Consider the following 18,575-nt stretch of genomic DNA (forward strand, 5'->3'; position numbering starts at 1 on the left):
TGCATCCGTGAAGAGAAATAGAGTCATAAGAGCTTCCATTGCCATCATCATCCTTCTCCTGGTCGGAGCATTCCGCGTTGTCCGCTCAGGCAGCTACCTGGTCGTGAATCAGCCGGAGCGCTCCGATGTCATCGTCGTGCTGGCCGGAGACCATGATGACCACCGTTACTGGGGCGCGCTTGCGTTGCTGCGCGCAGGCTATGGCCAGAAGATGGTGATGGATGCATCGTCGGACCTGACGTATGGCCAGACTTCTGCGGAACGCGCAGCTGCCTTTGTAAGGCAGTCGGCAGGCAGCAATCAATCGCAAATCAGCATATGCACGATCACCAATGATTCAACCGTTCAGGAAGCCGCGAATATCCGCAACTGTCTTGCCGGGCTGCACCCTGCTCCACAGTCAGCACTCCTCGTTACCAGCGACTTCCATACCCGGCGTGCGCTTTCCATCGTGCGGTCCCGCCTGCCACAATATCACTGGTCGGTTGCGGCCGTGAACGATTCCACCATCTTCGGCCAGCCCTGGTGGAGCAATCGCGAGTGGGCAAAGACCGCCCTCTATGAATGGGAGAAGCTGGTGTGGTGGCGATGCTTCGAGTCGTGGCGGAAGCAGATTTAAAGCCAGGGAAGCTGAATCATTCCATCCTTGAGCATCAGTTCCGCGAGGCGAAAGTCGTGTGGGCTGTCGATATCGATGACCCGGCTCTCAGGAATCTCCAGCATCGCATGCGGCATCTCAAAGTAGCGCGGAGCTTCCGAAGCCGCGAGATAGTCTCGCCGCCACAGATAGAGCGCGCCATTGATGCGGTAAATCGTTGGGATATCCTGGCGCCTTACATAAACCTTGCCATCGGGAAAACTCTGGCGCATATAGCCGTCTTCGGCAATGTCGATGCACGCCCATCGCGGATGAAAGGATGGCTTTGACGCGGCGACCACTCCCACGGCGTGCTCGTCCTGCTCAAGCAACTGGACAGCCTTTGCAACATCTTCCGGGAGACGTGCAGGGCTGGCAGGAGAAAGCAGAAGAACACTGCCGTAACGGCAGCGTTCTATCGATTCCATCTGTGCCAAGGCGTGCTGCAGGACCGGCCACATGGGCGTGTCATCTGCGGCAAGCTCCGCAGGCCGCAAAAATGGGACTTCCGCGCCATGTTCGCGAGCCACCGAAAGAATCTCTTCGCTGTCGGTGGAGACGATGCACTTCGCAATCTCCGGGCATCGTTGTGCCAGCCGGATCGAATGAGCGATCAAGGGCAGTCCCGCAAGGGGGCGAATATTCTTTCCAGGCACGCCCTTCGAGCCGCCGCGAGCGGGGATCACGGCCAGTACCGGATGAATGTTCATATTGCTATCCTGCCATCTATCTCCAGGAAAAGGAATCTACCTGTTTTTCGAGTGTGTTGGGGATACCATCAAACTCAAGTAGGGTAGACATGAAGCGACCCAGACTCGAAGGAGGAGCATCGTGACTCTCGGTGGGGAAAACAGCATGGAGAATAAAGTCGTCTCCATCGGAGAACGTAGAGTGGGGAGCGGCGAACCGTGTTTCATCATCGGTGAGGCCGGAGTCAATCACAACGGAAGCCTGGAGCTGGCCCGCAAACTGATCGATGCAGCCGTAGATGCAGGTTGTGACGCCGTCAAATTTCAGACCTTCCAGGCAGAAAAAGTTTGTTCGCCCATAGCCGTGAAGGCCTCCTATCAGCAGCAAACGACGGGGGCGGAAGAGTCGCAACTGGACATGGTGAGGAAGCTGGAGCTACCCTTCGCCGCCTTCCGCGAGCTTCATCAGCATTGCATTGACAGAGGCATCCTCTTTCTGTCGACGCCTTTTGACGATGAAAGTGCGGACTTTCTTGCAGAGTTGTCTATGCCCGCGTTCAAGATTCCATCCGGCGAAATCACCAACGTCTTTTTTCTGGAACACATCGCCCGCAAAGGCCGCCCCCTGATCGTTTCAACAGGGATGGCCACGCTCGAAGAGGTAGCTTTCGCTGTCGAAACCATCCGCGCAACGGGCAATCGGCAGATGGTTCTGCTGCAATGCGTGAGTAATTATCCCGCAGATCCACACAGCATGAACCTGCGCGCCATGCACACTCTGGAGAAGGAGTTTGGCGTAACTGCCGGTCTGTCAGACCATTCCGTAGGCACCGAAATCGCATTTGCCGCCGTCGCACTCGGAGCCTGTGTCATCGAGAAGCATTTCACCCTGAATAAGGATCTGCCCGGCCCCGATCATCGGGCCTCCCTGGAGCCACACGAGCTGGCGCATCTGGTAAAAGGTATCCGCAATATCGAAGCGGCTCTCGGAGACGGCATCAAGCGTCCGGTAGCAGAGGAGCTCAACACTGCCGATGTGGCTCGCAGGTCCTTGGTGGCTGCCAGGTTCGTTCCCGCAGGAGCCGTGCTGACGCTGGATATGCTGGATGTTCTGCGGCCGGGAACGGGACTTGCACCCGCCATGCGCTCCCAATTGCTTGGAAGGCATGCGCAGCGTGACATTGACGCAGGTACGCTTTTAAGCCTCGATATGCTAGTGTGACGCAGCGCCAGGGTTCATGAATGCCCGATCTTTCGCCCCAAGACATAACGCCAGTTGACGCAGAAATAGAAGCCCAGCCCACTGATGGCACCTTGTTGCGTTTGGCCAGGTCTTTCTCCATTTACGGCAGCGCGAACATCGGCATCCGTGCGCTCAACTTCCTTCTGGTCATCGTCTACGCGCATTTTCTGCACCCTTCCGACTACGGCATCATTTATCTCGCCGAAATCATCGCTTCGTTTCTGGTGATCTTCGCGGGCTTATCGCTGGATAGCGCGCTCCAGCGTCTGTATTTCCAACACAACAACGATGCTGAGGAGCTGCGCAGCTATTTAGGCAGCATCCTCCGCTTCGGGTTCGCCTGGATGATCGTCTTCCTGGGGCTGGTGCTCATCCTGGGGAGAACTCTTCAGGCCCGCTGGGCGCCGCATTCCTCCGTGCCGTTCTATCCGTACGTCGCCATGGCCATTGCCACGGCAACAGCGATCCAGGGAGTGCAATATCGTCTGGCTGAATATCAGGCTGCACGGCGTCCGCGCGCGTACGCGCTTCTAGCGCTCCTCCTCGCTCTGCTCACCGCAGGCTGCTGCATGTATGGAGTGGTGATCCGCCGTGGCGGCGCTATCGGAATGATGCAGGGGAAGCTGGCCGCAGGCGTGATTACATTCATCATTGCGGCATGGAGTATGTGGCCGTTTCTAACGGCACGTTTCCAATGGAAATTTGTTCGGGAATCCCTGTCCTTCAGCCTGCCCCTCATTCCTCATCTTGTGATGGCGAGCGGCCTCGTCGTCGCCGACCGCTTCATCCTTGAGCATTACCGAAGCCTGAGCGACGTGGGCGTCTATTCTCTTGCCTACACCTTTGGAATGGTCATGTACCTTGTGACGCAGTCGCTCTCGCAGGCGTGGCTTCCTATGTTCTTCGACCTGGCGGCAGACCGGGAAAAGAACCGCCAGATGCTGGGCCGCATCTGCTCCGGACTGGCGGTCTTCCTCGCTGCCGTTGCCTGTGCAGGAATACTGCTCTCGCCCCTGTTCATAAACGTCTTTCTTGACCATCGCTATCAAGCCGCAGCCCGTATCGTGCCGCTGGTCGTCATGGGCTATCTGTTCCATGCTTTGTTTTCTCTCTTCGATCTTTCGATCCTGCAGGCAAAGCGCACATCCTCTGTTTTTATCGTCAGCCTGTTGGCATTCTCTGTGAACGTGGTCCTGAACTTCGCCATGATTCCGCGATGGGGAATTTACGGAGCAGCCTGGGCAACGACCATTGCCTATGCAGTCGAGGCCGCAGGCGCGTTTCTATTGGCCCAACGCCTCTTCTCGCTGCCCTATCGTCTGCCGGAGATGATGGCTGGGCTTGCTATCTCCGGCGGAGCACTCTGGCTGACGCAGATGGCGTGGGCGCCAAAAGGGCAGGGGGCTTTGCTGATTGCTGCTCTGGTCCCGGCTCTCGGCCTGCTCATGCTCCTCGGCAGGAGCGATCTCCAGAACGCGCTTACAGCCATGCGAGGTGCACGAAAAAATGGTTCCACAACAATGTCTTAAATCAGCACACGACGATGGTCACCGATACATCTCTATATACAGACAGATTGCAGATGAATTCATTGGAGCCTTCTAAATGTTGGCACAGTAAGCGAATTACGCTTGGGTCCCTGTTCGTGCTTGATCCCTCAATGTGCCCACGTTGGGCACAATCATCTGAACAATCTTCCTCTGCGCAGCCCGCTTCTGCGAGTTCACGGGCTGCGTGTAAACGTTGAGCGTGATCTTGCTATTGGCGTGTCGTAAGAGCTCCTGGACGGTCTTCACGTATTCTCCGTTGGGCTAAACACCGAGACAAAAATCAAGCCTTACCAAAGAAGCTTCGCTCCCAACTGAACCTGTCTTGGATCATTGGTCTGCCCGTTAGCCTTGTTAATCGTTCCGAAGCCCGGGTCTGTTGGATTGCTGTCGTAACCTCCGGTGAAAACCGGATGGTTTGGCGCGTTGAAGACCTCCAGGCGAAGCTGAAGACGGACTCGGTCATAGATTGCAAAATTCTTGGAGAGGTTTACGTCCAAGTCCGAAGTCCCGGGGTTCCGAATGCCGGAGTAGATAATGTTTTGCGTTGCACCGTACTGAGGATTCACGATGAAGTTGTAGTGCCCACCGCAATTGGCCTGGATCGGCGTCAGCAAGTAGGAACCGTCGTTCTGCTCGACGTATTGAGCAGCGCAGGGCTTCACTCCGCGAATGGAATTTGGAATGGTCGGGTCGGAGTGTCTCGGAACCCATGCATCGGACAGATACATGGTGCTTCCGTTCAATTGCCACGGGAAGCCCGACTGATATTTATAAAGCGCCGCAAGCTCCCAGCCGCCGATCGCTTCATCCAGGATGCGATTCATGTTGCCCCCGAAATACTTGCCACGGCCAACAGGCAGGAGCCAGACACCTGAAAGTGTGATCCCGTGCGTATAGTCGTTCCCGTCAATGTTGCGAGCGGGAATACGATAGGTCTGATCGGCGTAGCCACCCGAGTCCATGGTCTTCGACCAGGTGTACGTAGCGTGCACGGTCAGGAACTTGTCCCACTGATGCATGGCCGTCACCTGCATGGCGTTGTACCAGGACCTGCCGTTATTCAGTTGATACTCCTGAATGTCCGTAAACGCAGGGAAGGGACGGGTGAGTTGGATGGCCTGGATGGTTGGAGAGGAGTAATAGCCGGTTCCCTGAAATGGTGCAATGTTATAGAAGGGGTTTGTTACATAACTACCGGGGCCGCTGTTGCAATTGGCGGGGTTCCCACCGTACAGAATGTTGCAGTTCTCAAAGGCCGCCGTCGGGATGCGGTTGATATTGTCATTGCTATCGTTGTGATAGGTCCTGCTCCCGACGTAGTTGAGCTGGAACATGTCGCTCTTCAGGAAGCGGTGTTGGACGCCAATGGAAAACGTCTGATACTGGGGTGTTTTGTAATGCGGGTTGATGAAATAGGGCCCCTGACCGAGGGCGGTGAGATACCCCAGCGAAGACCCTGTGGGCTGAATGATCGTCGGATATGGATTCGAAAGATTCGGGCCTGTCGGTGTTTTCCCGCCATCGAACGATGAGATGTAGGAAGTACTGGCTGAAAAACCATATTGGTTCGGACCAGGAGCCACGTTCCGGTACATGATCCCAAAGCCGCCCTCTAAGGTCGTGCGGTCATCGAGCCGGTACGTGAAACCAAATCTGGGCTGCACATCGTTTTTCACAAGGGCATAGAAGGCGCGAGGATTTCCGTTGACACCCAGAAAGGTCAATCCACCCTTCAGGGGGCCCCCATTCGGCAGCAAGCCCGGATTCACCTGAGAGTTGACCGGATTGACCACGTTCGTGTCGAAGATATAGTCCGCCCGGTTATGACGTTCGACGGGTGGCGCGTTCAGGTCATACCTGATTCCAAGGTTCAGTGTGAGCCGGGACGTGATCTTCCAGTCGTCCTGAACGAATGGCGCATAGTAGTGCTGAGATTCGAACGTGTTTGGATTTAGGCTGATACTCCCACCATCCGCTGTGCCCAACAGAAACGAGGCGACCGAGTTACCACTGGCCGGGTCGCCTGTGGTGTAGCTTTGCTGTGTCCAGGTGCGACCGGTGCTTAGAGACATGCCACCCTGAACGCTGCGTGTGCTGTTCTGGAGAATGCGCCAATCGAGTCCGGCATGGATTGCGTGTTTCCCTTTGATCCACGTCACACTTGGCAGCATGGCCAGGGAATTACCGATGGCCTTTTGGCCGCCCGAGTTACCCAACGAAGTGAAATTGTCGCCAAATTGGATAGAAGGAAAGTAGTTCGCATAGCCTCCGAGCCCGGAAGCAAGAGACGCAGGGAACCCTAGCGATGTAATGTCGAAACCTGCTGGACCTGTGTTTTCGATGTTGACGCGAACGATACCCGACGCTTTGAAGTCGAACAGCAGGTTCGGAGCGAAGGTGTGGACCCAATCCGCGTACAACGTATTGACGCGCTCAGCGTGAGGAAATTCACCTTCGGCCGGAGCGCCGTAAAGGCCGTTTTGCGACTGCGTTTCAAACCGCTCCCAAAATCCGTAGCGCAGGCTCACACGATCTTTACCGGAGATGTTTTGATCGATCTTGGCCAGAAAGTTCCTATAGGTATCCACCAGTGGCACGGGGGTCTCATAGTTGTTATTCCATGAATTCAAGCCTGCCGTCGGCGCAGTATTGGGCTTGGGGTAGTACGAAAGGATCTTCAGCGCAACGGGGTCGAGACGCGATTGCGGAATGACGTTTCCAGGAAAAGGATCGCGAACCAGAACACCCGACGCATTGGCGTGCAGTGTCAGCGGATCGTAGATGATCTCCGGCTTATAAGACTGGGTGTTTGGGTCATAGTAGGTCAGATTGCTAAAGTCGCCGGTAAGCCATTGAGGCTCGGGCACGCTGGTGGTCAGCGTTCCCGGATCGGTACTTGACCAGTTTTCGAACGCAAGCGTAAAAAACGTCTTATCGCGGCCGTTGTAGAGCTTCGGGAGTATGACAGGGCCGTCCAGTTCAGCGCCATACTGGTCTCGCGTTTGGGGAGGCGTGGGATTGTGGTAGTAGTCGTTCTGCCAGGTGTTTGCATCGAGGAAAGTTCTGCGGGCATATTCATACACGCTTCCATGCAACTGGTTGGTTCCGGTTTTCAGAGTCATATCGACGGCGCCGCCGGAGGCGCGGCCATACATGGCGTTGTAAGGATTGGTAATGATCTTGAATTCGGCAACGGCCGAGGCAGGTGCAATATATCCGATCTGCCCGTTTGTAGCTTGGTAGGCATCTCCCCGAGCGGCTTCGTTGGATACGCCGTCCAGGAGAATCTCGTTATTACCCTGGCCACCACCGTTGATCGACAGTGTGGCCTGGACGTCATCGAAAGGCCGCATGGCATGCGGAGCGGCTCCCAGGGTCGCGCCGGCACTGAGACCGAGAAGTGCCATTGGGTTGCTGCCGTTGAGAGGAAGCTCCGACACCCGGGTACTCTCGACAACCTCTCCGACATCGCCACTGCCCGCCAACAGAGCTTCATCCGTCCGCACCGTTACCGTTTCGGTTACGGAACCCACCACCAGCGCAAAATTGATAGTCGCGGTCTGCCCCACCTGTAGGGTGATCTCGGTGTGTACCTCCTGGCTAAATCCTTGCGCCTCCGCCGAAACGCTGTACAGACCTGGGCGCAGGTAGGGCACGGTGTAGTCTCCACTGTGAGTCGTTACTGTCTTAACGACCACTTTCGTGTCCTGATTCGTTACGCTGATCTTTGCCTTCGCTATGGCTGCGCCGGATGAATCCGTGACACGGCCTGTAAACTCCTGGGCAAACAATGTTGCGCCAGACAAGAGAAGGAAAACGATGCAGATGAGACGAAGAAGATTCGTGACCGCAGCGCGTTTGGTGGAAATACCGGCATTGCCAAATGTATTCATCGCAGCTCTGCTCAAAGTAGGTTGAAGCATCAATGGATCCTCTCGATTCCGGGCACACTCAGGAGACTTATAACCCGCGCAAAGACGGGCTGCGAGTTCACGTAGCTCGCAGCCAGACTGTTACCTGTCTCGGCGGAGATGTTGGGGTTGCTGATCAGAATATGGTTTGCTTCGCGGCCGTAATTGCATTTTGATCTGGAATTTCTATAGGCACTTCTTGTTTTGCATGAAATTTCATTAATAAAATAGATGTTTTCCTTGCGAGATTGGAAAGTAAACGCACGTACCAATCTCTGTCAAGATTTAATTTGCGATTGATCCATTATTTATTTGTATGTTTCGACGAGGTTGAGCTAGTTCATTTGGAATTTCTATAGGCACTTCTTGTTTGCTATTGAATTTCATCAATAAAATATACGTTTCCCTTGTGAAGGTTGGAAGGTAAACGTACACGACAATCTCTGTCAAGATGTAATTTGTGATGCTGCTATGAGGACGATATTCCCGCGATCCCTCCCGACCATTCGACCCAGATTTAGCGGAGTTTCCGTTGAAGGGAACTCAGAATAGCCGCGAATCAGGCATGGGTGGGCCCGCCAAAACAGAGAGATCGAGATGTCGGGAAAGGCCAAGGAAAGTCTTCCAAAAATAACGGGCAGTCGCGACACAGCGGAGGTTCTCATAAGAAACGTATGGCTGCTGGGAACCCCGGTTTTGACCTCTATCAATCAGACGATCGGGGGCATCATTCGCTGGGTGGAGGTTAGGCGATGACAGGGGTTTGAATGACCATCCAGCCGCGCTGTCACACCCGCAGTCCGAATGCGTTCATCTTCACGGTCAAGCCTATTGACTCTACGTTGTAGAGCACGCAACAGGCATGGCTCATCCCAGGGGTCTACGGGTTCAAGGTCCCGTTGGTCTCGCCCCTTCGGTCACTATCTCTGTGACTTTATTGCTGGCCACACGCCTGGTCTACAGAAGTTTGATGAGCGCTTCGAGTTCCTGTTGCAGCACGGTCGCAACCTGAGCGGAAGTGGTGTTGGGTCCAACAGGCACGGTCATCACGACGACACTGCCGCCAAGCGGTTTGGGCATAACGCGGATGTAGGCACCACCCCGTTTTCCATTGGCCATTTCACGCAAATAATCGACGGTCAATGTGGACTCATTGGCAAAAAGTTCCATATCAAACTCATCGCCGCCTTTTGTGACGTGGAAGGTCGTTTCATGCGCACGCTCAACTTTGTCTGCGAAGACAGGCGCCCACAGAGGAATGAGAGAGACATCTACCAGCTTCAGGTAGATGAGCTTTGGCTCAAAGTCGGATTCAATCGCGCGTGTGACTGTTTGGGTGGACATGGAGAGTTAGACGAACCGCAGGTCTTTCGTGATGCCCTTCGATGAAGAGAAATCGACCCAGATGATTTTCTTAAGCACCCTGTCAGGTGGACTAGTCCACCTTCGCATTATGGACCTTTGCTGTGGTCCACATTAAGCCTAGTGTTGTTGCAGGGAGATAGACCGATGCAAACAAGATTGGCAGCACAACGTAGGACAAGCTCAAGATTGATATGGGTACTGGCGGTTCTCATCTCCAGCATCCCGGTCCCAACCAGCACGTTGATGGCGCAGGAGACGATCACACCACTTATAACGAAGGACTTGGCAGGACATCCTGGTGAGCAGGTTCTGATGTACACCGTAGATTTTCCTCCGGGCTTTGCGAGCCCTATCCATCGCCACAATGCGCAGGTGTCGGTTTACGTGCTGGAGGGCTCCGTGGTGATGCAGGTGAGAGGGCAAAAAGAACTCACGCTAGGGCCAGGTCAGACCTTTTATGAAGATCCCAACGATATTCATGTGGTTAGCCGGAATGCAAGCAGTACAAAGCCAGCAAAATTTCTTGTGTTCCTGATTAATAAAAAGGGCGCTCCGCTCGTGATCCCAGCGAAGTAAATCAACAGGTGCGGGTAGTTCTATACGCAAAAGCTCGATTGAGAGGAAACATATGAGCACGATTACGGTGAAGAATTCGAAGTTCGCAAACTACTCAAGCCTGTTACTAAGAATGGGGCTTGGTGTTGGTTTCCTGTCGGCGGTGGCCGATCGATTTGGGCTATGGGGAGCGGCTGGGCAGCCGAATGTCGACTGGGGGAACTTCTCACAGTTCCTGCAATACACCCATACCCTAAATTGGTATGTGCCGGCGGGAATGATCCCATTGCTGGGAGTTGTCGCTACCGGCGCTGAAATCCTCTTCGGTCTTCTTCTTGTCATTGGTTGGCGTACACGCGCCGCTGCGCTATTAAGCGGAGTTCTTCTATCGATATTCGCGGTGGCGATGACGCTTTCCCTGGGGATCAAGGCGCCCTTGAATTACGCCGTATTCACGGGGATAGGAGGGAGCTTCCTTCTTGCAAGCTGTGAGGGCTTCCCCTTCAGCGTGGATGAGTTGCTGGCTCGTCGAAGCACTCATCGGCTCGCCGAGCAGTGATCGCAAATACGGTGCAAAAAAAAAGAGAGCGGTGAAGGAGTGTGGACAAAACAATATGCTTGGTCAATTCTTGTGGTTGCCGGTGTGTTTGAGACAGGGTTTTCAATAGGGCTGAAGTACTCGGAAGGGTTTACGCGGCTCTGGCCGTCGATAGCAACCGTCCTCATGATCGTACTGAGTCTGGGCCTGGTTGGCGTAGCAACGCGTAGTCTGCCGCTGGGTACGGCGTATGCTGTGTGGACTGGCATTGGCTCTGTAGGCACTGTGGCATTGGGTATCGTGCTCTTTGGAGAGTCAGCGTCTTTAAGCAGACTGGCTTGCCTGGGGCTGATCGTTACAGGAATTCTGGGGCTGAAACTATTTGGCAAGTAGCGCGACCTCTGTCTGCGGCAGACTGAAGTTAGAGAACGAAGCGTCAGTTTTCCCATCAATAAGGGATGGCGGCATCCTTCAGTAAAGTCGTTATCTCCGCTACCAGGCCGCCATCGTCCCGGTTTCGCAATGTGAGCGTTCCGCTGATCGCCAGCGAGAGCTGATGGGCTATCGCCAGGCCGAGACCGGCCCCACCGGTATCACGGTTGCGGGATTGATCGAGACGAAAAAAAGGTTGCAGCACGGTCTCGAGTTGATCTTCTGGAATACCTGGACCTCTATCCAGCACGCTGATAGTGATTGCCTCACTATTTGTCTTCTCTACGCGAACTTCGGCGCTACTTCCAAATTTGAGTGCGTTGTCGATCAGATTGGTCAAGGTCCGGCGAAGTGCATGGGGGCGAGTGACCATGGTGGCATTGATTTTGCTGCTCAGCGTTACGGCTTTGCCGGTGTCTTGATAGTCAAACACCAGGCTTTCGATGAACGAACCGATGTCGATGCGCGATGGCGCCTCTGTATTGCCATGGGCGCTTCTCGCGTAAGCAATGCCTTCATGAACGAGGCGTTCAATCTCCGTCAGGTCCTGAAGAAGTTTTTCTCTCTCAGGGATTTCATCCGCCATCTCCACTCGAAGCTTCATGCGTGTAATCGGTGTTTGAAGATCGTGGGAGATGGCCGCCAGAATTTGAACGCGCTCTTTCAGGTAATGGTCGATGCGGTCTCGCATCGAGTTGAAGGCGTTCGCAGCATAGACAACTTCGGTCGGGCCGGTCTCCTGCAGGCGTGGAGCAGCCTTGTTGGGATCCAACGCATTGGCAGCATCAGCCAGGTGGACTAACGGTCTGATCGCTAGTCGCACGGCGAACCAGCTACAAAGACTCAGGAGAAGGAGTTGCGCGGTCAAAACATAGGGAAGCCACTCTGCAATCGGCATGAGAGATGGATGAATGTCGATTGTCAGCGGAGCGCCATCGCTCAATCTGAGATGGGCCTGTAGCCGTTTGTCGTCTCCTGGTATCGATTCGACATGGACTGTAGAACGCCTTCCTACGGCTTCCTGGAGGGTGGCGGCAATCTCTGTGCCGGGGCTGCCTGTTTCCGGCGAGCCCACTAGTCCCGGGCTTAGAACGTACTGATAAGTTTTCCTGTTGAGTCGCGGGATCCAATCCTGACGCTGGTTCGCCGGCAACTGATCGAGAATGGCGATGGATGTTGCGACGTCCGTCTTGAGATTGCCAAGCATCATCGTCTTCGCAGTGATGTATCGCTCCAGAAAGAGAGCACAAAAGGAGAGAGCGTATGCGGTCGTTAGACCGATGAAGAAGATGAGGAACAGTCTCGATCCCAGGGTGTGTGCCCACGGGAGCAACCGCCGCCAGGAGGAGACGGCAGTCACTGGCGAGCCTCAGCGATTCCAACTGGCATTGAAAAGACATAGCCCTCGGCTCGAACCGTTTTGATGTAGGTAGATTCACGTGCATCGTCCTCTAGCCGCTGGCGTAACCGGCTAATGAGGAGATCGATTGAGCGGTCGAACAGTTCGGTATCACGGCCCTGCGTTAGATTCAGGAGCTGATCACGGTTCAGAACTCGTTGTGGATGATCGAGGAACACGCGTAACAATCGGTATTCAGCGCCACTGAGCGCAACGACGGTTCCTTCGCTGTCGAGAAGATGCCGTTGAGAGGTGTCGAGCCGCCACTTCCCGAAAGCGATGAGCTGCCCAACCTCTGTTACTTGAAGGTTGGGAGGAAGCATACGGGTTCGGCGAAGGATTGCTTTGATCCGTGCGAGGAGTTCGCGGGCAGCAAAGGGCTTTGTGAGATAGTCATCAGCCCCCATTTCGAGACCGATAATGCGATCCATCTCGTCGCTTCGCGCCGTCAACAGGAGCACTGGAATCGCCTTATGTTTTCCGGATCGAAGCTCGCGGCATAAAACGAGGCCATCATGGCCGGGCATCATGATGTCGAGTACGATCAGGTCGACCGTATTTGCTTCGAGAAAGCTTCGCATCTGCCGGCCGTCTGCCGCGATCGTGACGCGCAATCCATTCTTCTTGAGATAGCTGGAAACCAGTTCGCGAATTTCACGGTCGTCGTCTACAACGAGGATGTGGTCAACGTGATCCATCGGATCTACTTTCATTCAGGCCTTCAATCGAAGCTTCCACGCAGGAGCGGAGATACAACGTGATTGCAGTCGCGTCTCATGCAACAAAATATCACTTCCAACTTGTTTGGATATTCCAGATGGCATATGTTTCAGCCCATGAATGTATCTCAATGTATCTGGATGTCAAAAAGCTACATTCGCATTCAATTTTGCTGAATTGAGACACATGGCAGATACATCAGAATGGTCATCTTGAAACGGATAGGAAATCCATAGGAGAGAGAGCAATGACTGAAGTAATCAACCATCATCGTCGCCGTTTTCTTGGTACTACAGCTATGACTATCGCCGCCGCTCAGCTAGGCATGATCGCTTCTGCGAACGCACAGCCCAACGTGGCGTCAGATCTACCCGCAATCAAGCCAGGGACAAATACATCGTTCGCCTCACTCAAGCAGATTCATGCTGGCGTTCTCAATATTGGATACGCGGAAGCTGGCCCCGCCGATGGACCTGTAGTCATTCTCCTGCACGGCTGGCCTTATGACATTTACAGCTTTGTCGATGTCGCGCCTTTGCTGGCCTCGGCAGGGTATCGGGTGATCGTTCCGTATGGCCGCGGTTATGGGACCACGCAATTTCTTTCAAGCGAAACCTTTCGGAATGCCCAGGAGTTAGTTGTAGCTCTCGATACGGTGGCTCTGATGGATGCGCTCAAGATTGAGAAGGCGATCCTCGCCGGTTTTGACTGGGGTGCGCGTAATGCCTGCATCGTCTCTGCGCTGCATCCCGAGCGCGTCAAGGCTTTGGTTTCTGTGAGCGGCTATCTGGTGACTAACCTCAACACCGTCGGAGTTCCGTTGCCGCCAAGCGGCGAGCATGATTGGTGGTATCAATTTTACTTTGCCACGGAGCGCGGGAAGACGGGTTACGACAAGTATCGGCGTGAATTTGCGAGGCTAATCTGGAAGACCGCTTCGCCGAAGTGGAACTTCGATGATGCTACGTTCAATCGCAGCGCAGCGGCTTTCGATAATCCGGATCACGTCGCCATCGTAATCCATAACTATCGTTGGCGGCTGGGCCTGGCTGCCGGCGATTCGAAATATGATGACCTGGAGAAGAGGTTGTCCGCGGGGCCAATCATCAGCGTGCCGACGATCACCCTTGAAGGCGATGCCAATGGTGCGCCGCATCCGGACCCGGCAGCCTATCGCAATAAATTCTCGGGCAAATATACGCACCGGACCATCACAGGGGGCATCGGCCATAACCTGCCGCAGGAGGCTCCACAGGCTTTCGCACAGGCTGTCATTGATGTCGACGGATATTGATCCGTTGCAGGTTTACTGCTAGCGATCGGAGGCACCAAAATTGTTGGGCCTCAACGAAATAGGAGGAAAGAATATGGCAACTCTGAATGAAACGACCGTTGATATGAAGCTTGAGGTAGTAGTTATTCCCGTCGCGGATGTCGACCGCGCGAAGAAGTTCTACGGGAGTCTTGGGTGGAGACTTGACGCTGACTTTCCCTTCGATAACGGCTTCCGGGTTGTCCAGTTCACACCACCCGGCTCGCCGTGCTCGGTTCAATTCGGCACGCGGATCACGTTGGCCGCGCCCGGTTTCGCCCAGGGCCTCTACCTGATCGTCTCCGACATCGAGGCTGCGCGTGACAAGCTCATAGCCTGCGGCGCTGAGGTCAGCGAGGTGTTTCACGCCGGGACGCCAGGCGCTCAGTTCCAGCCCGAAGGCACGAGCGGTCGTGTCAGCGGGCCTGCTCCTGATCGCGCCAGCTATGGCTCCTTCGCTACGTTTAGCGACCCGGACGGCAACGCATGGCTGTTGCAAGAGGTCACAACTCGGCTGCCCGGGCGCGTCGACTCTGCCGTAACTTCATTTGGCTCCGCAAGCGATTTGGCAACCGCGCTTCGGCGTGCGGCTGCTGCTCATGGCCAACACGAGAAGCAACTCGGTGAGGAAGATCCGAACTGGTTCGATTGGTACGCGGAGTACATGGTGCGCGAAGAGGCTGGCGAAGAACTGCCACAATAAATGAGTACGGCGGATCATCCTATGCTGACCACGGGGACGGTGCGCGCATTGCACACCGTCCTCGGCAGTTATGTTCCTAACTACGCCAGTGCCGTTGGGATAAAAGATGAAGTCGTCGAAACCCCTTTGGATTTCATCTTGAGCTCTGACGAAGAGCCGAGGGTGGTCTCCAAGGATTTAGAAGAGGTGCTTTATGAAACGGATAGTTTTTACGCTGGTTGCAGTGATAGCAGTGGCCGGCATCGCCGCCTTAACGGCCCGTGCCTCCGGACGTGCGGATGGAGAGGCCACCCCCGGAATCAAGCTTCCTCCCGGATACCGCGACTGGAGATTGATTTCGGTCGCTCACGAGGCAGGCAGCCTCAATGATCTCCGCGCCGTTCTGGGCAACGATGCAGCGATCGAGGCTTATCGGAAAGAAAAGCTTCCGTTCCCGGATGGCACAATCATTGCCCGGTTGGCCTGGAGCTACGTTCCGTCTGAGGAAAACAATAAAGCATTTGGCCGTGAACAGTCTTTCGTTGCCGGGGCTCCCACGAATGTCCAGTTGATGGTCAAGGACTCCAAAAAATATGCCGCGACCGGCGGCTGGGGATTCGCTCAATTCAAAGACGGCAAACCTGCTGACGAGGCGGCGCTCAAAGGCTGCTTTTCTTGCCACGAGCCTGCCAAAGCTAATGACTTTGTCTTTACCCATTACGCGCACTGATACATAGAATTGAAACAAATTGACTCAGCGAGTTTCGCTGGAACCATCGGGTTGATCCAGCAAGGAAAGGATTGCACGAGAATGACCAGGGCAGTTGCCATTACACATGTGGGATTTGAGGATCTGGGGACTCTTGAAGGCGAGTTAAAACATGCAGGCTTTCAGATTGAGATATTCGAGGCAGCGACTGCCAATTTGAGAGATATTGCGAGTACAGACCCTGATCTCCTCATCGTTCTTGGTGGCCCGATCGGAGTCTATGAGAGAGAGGCCTACCCATTCCTCGACATGGAGATTGAGTGGATACGCCGTCGCCTTATGGAGAAGCGGCCCACGCTTGGTATTTGCCTCGGTGCTCAGCTCATCGCTGCGGCAGCAGGCGCATCGGTGTTTCCGGGAGCAAAGGGGAAAGAAATCGGATGGTCCGCGATCCAGGCGGGACCGGACGCATCGCGATATCCAGAGTTTGAGCGGCTCCTCGTCCCCGGTATGCGAGTTCTGCACTGGCATGGCGATACCTTTGATCTTCCCGCTGGTGCGGAGCTGATCGCGAAAACTGATGCTTACACAAACCAAGCTTTTGCGATTGGAGAGCACATCCTTGGCCTGCAATTTCATCCCGAAGTTACAGAGCGAGGATTGGAGCACTGGTATGTCGGCCACGCTTGTGAGCTTGCGAATGCAGGCATCAGCGTTTCAGCTCTCCGGCAGGAGACCGAAAAGTTCGCGCCGACGCTCGAATCTGCGGCCCAGCATCTGTGGAGGGGGTGGCTCTCACGACTGAAGGCTTGATTCGCTGAACCCCATGCAAGGGCTATCCGCAGAGGGATAAATAGGGAAGCGCCTCCGGGGTGTTGATCCATTCGCAGACTAAGGTTGAACCGAAGACGCCCCGGCTGAAGGAAGCGCCGTGGGTACTTTTTTCCCTTCCATGGATGCCTCCTGAGTCGCTAGATTGTGCTCGACCCTATCTAAAGAGTGGAGCATGGATGTTCTTGTTGGATCGGGCGGATGATCCGACACTGTGCTACGAATCTCGTCCAGCTCGGCTTCCGATACTTTGATCGCATTCAATGTTTGATCGAGTTTGCCTTGGAGCGCTTCTTGCTTGGCGCGCTCCTGAATCAGGGCTAATTGCGTCTGATACTGATTCGAATCGTTCAACCGGGCAAGTAGCAGCGTAAAACAAAGAATTCCAAGCATGAGCGCGGCATAAATAGCGCGGTATCTGATGCGTCTCGCATGGGGGATGTGAGGAGGGAGAGATTCGATCGTGAGATGGCTATTCGAATAAGCAACCAGGATCTGAACGAATCCAAGACATACCACTGTCCAAAACGATGCCCAGTAATGCACGGCGAAGAAAGAGTAGTTCCACATGCTCAGAAGTAACAATTCGCAGGCTCCAGGTTCTCCATCATAATTCCTCGCGAATATAGCGTTTGAAGCATGGCTGAAATCAGCTAGTGCATGGTTTGGAGAAGATCGTTGAAGGCCTGATTCCCGGAGAGCGTGACAAGACCTGATGTGGGATCTTCGATGTCCAGCGTGGTGTAGATGGTCAGCGAGATGACTGCGGCGAAGACGATGCTGTGCAACCAGCTCGGCTTGGTGCCAGTCATGCCGAAGCCCGCGAGTAGAGCGGAGGCGCATGCCAGAGAGAAGAGCAGGATCAGGATGATCGCCGGCGGGTGCATGCTGAAGGTGTTCTTGCGGGTCGCGGTGATGTCCATCATGCTGCCGATAGCAGGGATCAAGAGCTTGTTCGCATCAGAGTTCGCACCCGGACGGGTTGCAGCGGCGAAGGAGTCTTTCCAGATCTTCTTTTGAAGACTGCCGGTCTGGTTGGTGGGGTCAATGGCACCGGTATTGCCAAGCAACGTCTGCTCGCGGAGCAGGGTGTAATCGCGGAAGGTCTGGCGAAGGGCGGGCTGGGCGTCGGCGGGGAGCAGGTCGAGCCTGAGGTAGGCGGTGCCGATGGCGTTGGCTTCCTGGACAATGAGCTGGCGATGGGTGTCGTAACGTCCCATGGCCCCGGAGAAGGTGAAGGCGAGCAGAAGACCGAAGAGCGCGAAGACGGCAGACTGCATCGCAGCCGCGCCGGGAACGTCGGTATGGGCTGCAATGGCACGATGGCGCAACCGCCGGCCGAGCTCGATGCAGAGCAGCATGGCGAGAAAGAGTCCGGGGACGTGGAAGCGGGAGATGGTCAGCATATTTTTGCGGGAGAAGCGTGACGATCATAGCAAATGCCTGTTACGTGGCTTTGATCTGGCTCATTAGCTCCAAATCGACACCTGGAATAGGACCCTGTTATCGGTTGGGGTATCTTTCTGTAGCTTGGCGCTGGTATCTTTCCAATCATCGAGCAGATGCGGTTACGGATGTATCCGAAACAGAAAGCCAACACGCCAGGAAAACATCGCGCCCTGAGAGTGGCTCTGCCGTATTGTCTATGTCCTATTCGGTGATGAACTTTGTCGCCGGGTAATTATCGTCGCTAAGCCATTTCCAACCTCTTTCCACGAGACCTAATGACTGCTCTTACGCTTATCTTCTCCACTCAACTTACCCAATTTTGAATATCGTTTTCTTCTAACGGGCAGGACCGCGCAACGCGCGTGAGGAGGTACTTCTTATGGCAGAGGGAACAGGGCGGGGCGAATCACTCTCAATCTGGTTCTTTGTAGGAGGGCTGACGCTGCTCTATGGGCTGGTGTTGATGCCCTATGGCGCATGGGCCTGGTTTACGCACCAGAGGCGCCCACAGTGCTCAATCAGCTTCATCCCACCTTTTGGTGGGGGCTTCTGA

17 protein-coding genes are annotated in these 18,575 nt (G+C 54.8%); 10 read left to right on the plus strand and 7 right to left on the minus strand.

Going from position 1 to position 18,575, the window contains the following annotated elements; genetic code table 11:
* The first annotated feature begins 7 nt into the window (after positions 1–7).
* Positions 8–619 (plus strand): YdcF family protein, encoded by a 612-nt coding sequence (locus ACIX8_RS07465; RefSeq protein ID WP_014264727.1) that lies wholly within the window; start codon positions 8–10, stop codon positions 617–619.
* Here the strand turns inward: ACIX8_RS07465 and ACIX8_RS07470 are convergent.
* Complete coding sequence (locus tag ACIX8_RS07470) at positions 616–1,347, minus strand: acylneuraminate cytidylyltransferase family protein (protein ID WP_014264728.1); 732 nt, start codon at positions 1,345–1,347, stop codon at positions 616–618. The two genes, ACIX8_RS07465 and ACIX8_RS07470, sit on opposite strands and share 4 nt — an antisense overlap.
* 145 nt (positions 1,348–1,492) lie before the next feature.
* Here ACIX8_RS07470 and neuB point away from each other — a divergent pair, with 145 nt between their 5' ends.
* Together neuB and ACIX8_RS07480 are read left to right on the plus strand one after the other, a co-directional pair.
* Positions 1,493–2,548 (plus strand): N-acetylneuraminate synthase, encoded by a 1,056-nt coding sequence (gene neuB / locus ACIX8_RS07475; RefSeq protein ID WP_044176338.1) that lies wholly within the window; start codon positions 1,493–1,495, stop codon positions 2,546–2,548.
* 20 nt (positions 2,549–2,568) lie between these two features.
* Positions 2,569–4,098: a lipopolysaccharide biosynthesis protein gene (locus ACIX8_RS07480; RefSeq protein ID WP_014264730.1), complete on the plus strand. Its 1,530-nt coding sequence runs from the start codon at positions 2,569–2,571 to the stop codon at positions 4,096–4,098.
* Positions 4,099–4,406: 308 nt separating this feature from the next.
* Here ACIX8_RS07480 and ACIX8_RS07485 read toward each other — a convergent pair whose 3' ends face one another.
* The gene (locus ACIX8_RS07485; protein ID WP_044176343.1) at positions 4,407–8,012 is read right to left on the minus strand and encodes a TonB-dependent receptor; all 3,606 of its coding nucleotides are present in this window, start codon (positions 8,010–8,012) and stop codon (positions 4,407–4,409) included.
* A 975-nt stretch (positions 8,013–8,987) separates the two neighbouring features.
* Positions 8,988–9,374, minus strand: a complete 387-nt coding sequence (locus ACIX8_RS07490; RefSeq protein ID WP_014264733.1) for a hypothetical protein — start codon at positions 9,372–9,374, stop codon at positions 8,988–8,990.
* Positions 9,375–9,539: 165 nt separating this feature from the next.
* Between ACIX8_RS07490 and ACIX8_RS07495 the strand changes: the two genes are divergently transcribed.
* From ACIX8_RS07495 to sugE, 3 genes are read left to right on the plus strand one after another with little or no spacing between them, the layout of a single operon-like run.
* Complete coding sequence (locus ACIX8_RS07495) at positions 9,540–9,971, plus strand: cupin domain-containing protein (RefSeq protein ID WP_014264734.1); 432 nt, start codon at positions 9,540–9,542, stop codon at positions 9,969–9,971.
* A 52-nt stretch (positions 9,972–10,023) separates the two neighbouring features.
* A complete protein-coding gene (locus ACIX8_RS07500; RefSeq protein WP_014264735.1) occupies positions 10,024–10,509 on the plus strand; it encodes a DoxX family protein in 486 nt (161 codons plus the stop codon).
* 39 nt (positions 10,510–10,548) lie between these two features.
* On the plus strand, positions 10,549–10,881 hold the full coding sequence (sugE, locus tag ACIX8_RS07505; protein ID WP_014264736.1) for a quaternary ammonium compound efflux SMR transporter SugE: 333 nt from the start codon (positions 10,549–10,551) through the stop codon (positions 10,879–10,881).
* Between the two features lie 55 nt (positions 10,882–10,936).
* On the opposite strand, the gene ACIX8_RS07510 is transcribed toward sugE, so the two are convergent.
* Positions 10,937–12,280, minus strand: coding sequence for an ATP-binding protein (locus ACIX8_RS07510; RefSeq protein WP_014264737.1), 1,344 nt, complete (start codon positions 12,278–12,280; stop codon positions 10,937–10,939).
* Positions 12,277–13,032: a response regulator gene (locus ACIX8_RS07515; protein ID WP_014264738.1), complete on the minus strand. Its 756-nt coding sequence runs from the start codon at positions 13,030–13,032 to the stop codon at positions 12,277–12,279. Before ACIX8_RS07515 ends, ACIX8_RS07510 begins: the two co-directional genes overlap by 4 nt.
* 254 nt (positions 13,033–13,286) lie before the next feature.
* Here ACIX8_RS07515 and ACIX8_RS07520 point away from each other — a divergent pair, with 254 nt between their 5' ends.
* From ACIX8_RS07520 to ACIX8_RS07535, 4 genes are all read left to right on the plus strand, one after another.
* On the plus strand, positions 13,287–14,333 hold the full coding sequence (locus ACIX8_RS07520) for an alpha/beta fold hydrolase (RefSeq protein ID WP_014264739.1): 1,047 nt from the start codon (positions 13,287–13,289) through the stop codon (positions 14,331–14,333).
* A gap of 73 nt (positions 14,334–14,406) precedes the next feature.
* On the plus strand, positions 14,407–15,054 hold the full coding sequence (locus tag ACIX8_RS07525; RefSeq protein ID WP_014264740.1) for a VOC family protein: 648 nt from the start codon (positions 14,407–14,409) through the stop codon (positions 15,052–15,054).
* A gap of 193 nt (positions 15,055–15,247) precedes the next feature.
* Complete coding sequence (locus ACIX8_RS07530) at positions 15,248–15,763, plus strand: cytochrome P460 family protein (protein ID WP_014264741.1); 516 nt, start codon at positions 15,248–15,250, stop codon at positions 15,761–15,763.
* An 81-nt stretch (positions 15,764–15,844) separates the two neighbouring features.
* Complete coding sequence (locus tag ACIX8_RS07535; protein ID WP_014264742.1) at positions 15,845–16,555, plus strand: glutamine amidotransferase; 711 nt, start codon at positions 15,845–15,847, stop codon at positions 16,553–16,555.
* A gap of 78 nt (positions 16,556–16,633) precedes the next feature.
* Here ACIX8_RS07535 and ACIX8_RS07540 read toward each other — a convergent pair whose 3' ends face one another.
* Together ACIX8_RS07540 and ACIX8_RS07545 are read right to left on the minus strand one after the other, a co-directional pair.
* Positions 16,634–17,158: a hypothetical protein gene (locus tag ACIX8_RS07540; protein ID WP_150110520.1), complete on the minus strand. Its 525-nt coding sequence runs from the start codon at positions 17,156–17,158 to the stop codon at positions 16,634–16,636.
* Positions 17,159–17,226: 68 nt separating this feature from the next.
* Positions 17,227–17,979, minus strand: a complete 753-nt coding sequence (locus ACIX8_RS07545) for a bestrophin-like domain (protein WP_014264744.1) — start codon at positions 17,977–17,979, stop codon at positions 17,227–17,229.
* Between the last annotated feature and the right edge of the window lie 596 nt (positions 17,980–18,575).

Origin of the sequence: Granulicella mallensis MP5ACTX8 (assembly GCF_000178955.2) — a bacterium.
Classification (GTDB): Bacteria; Acidobacteriota; Terriglobia; order Terriglobales; family Acidobacteriaceae; genus Granulicella; species Granulicella mallensis.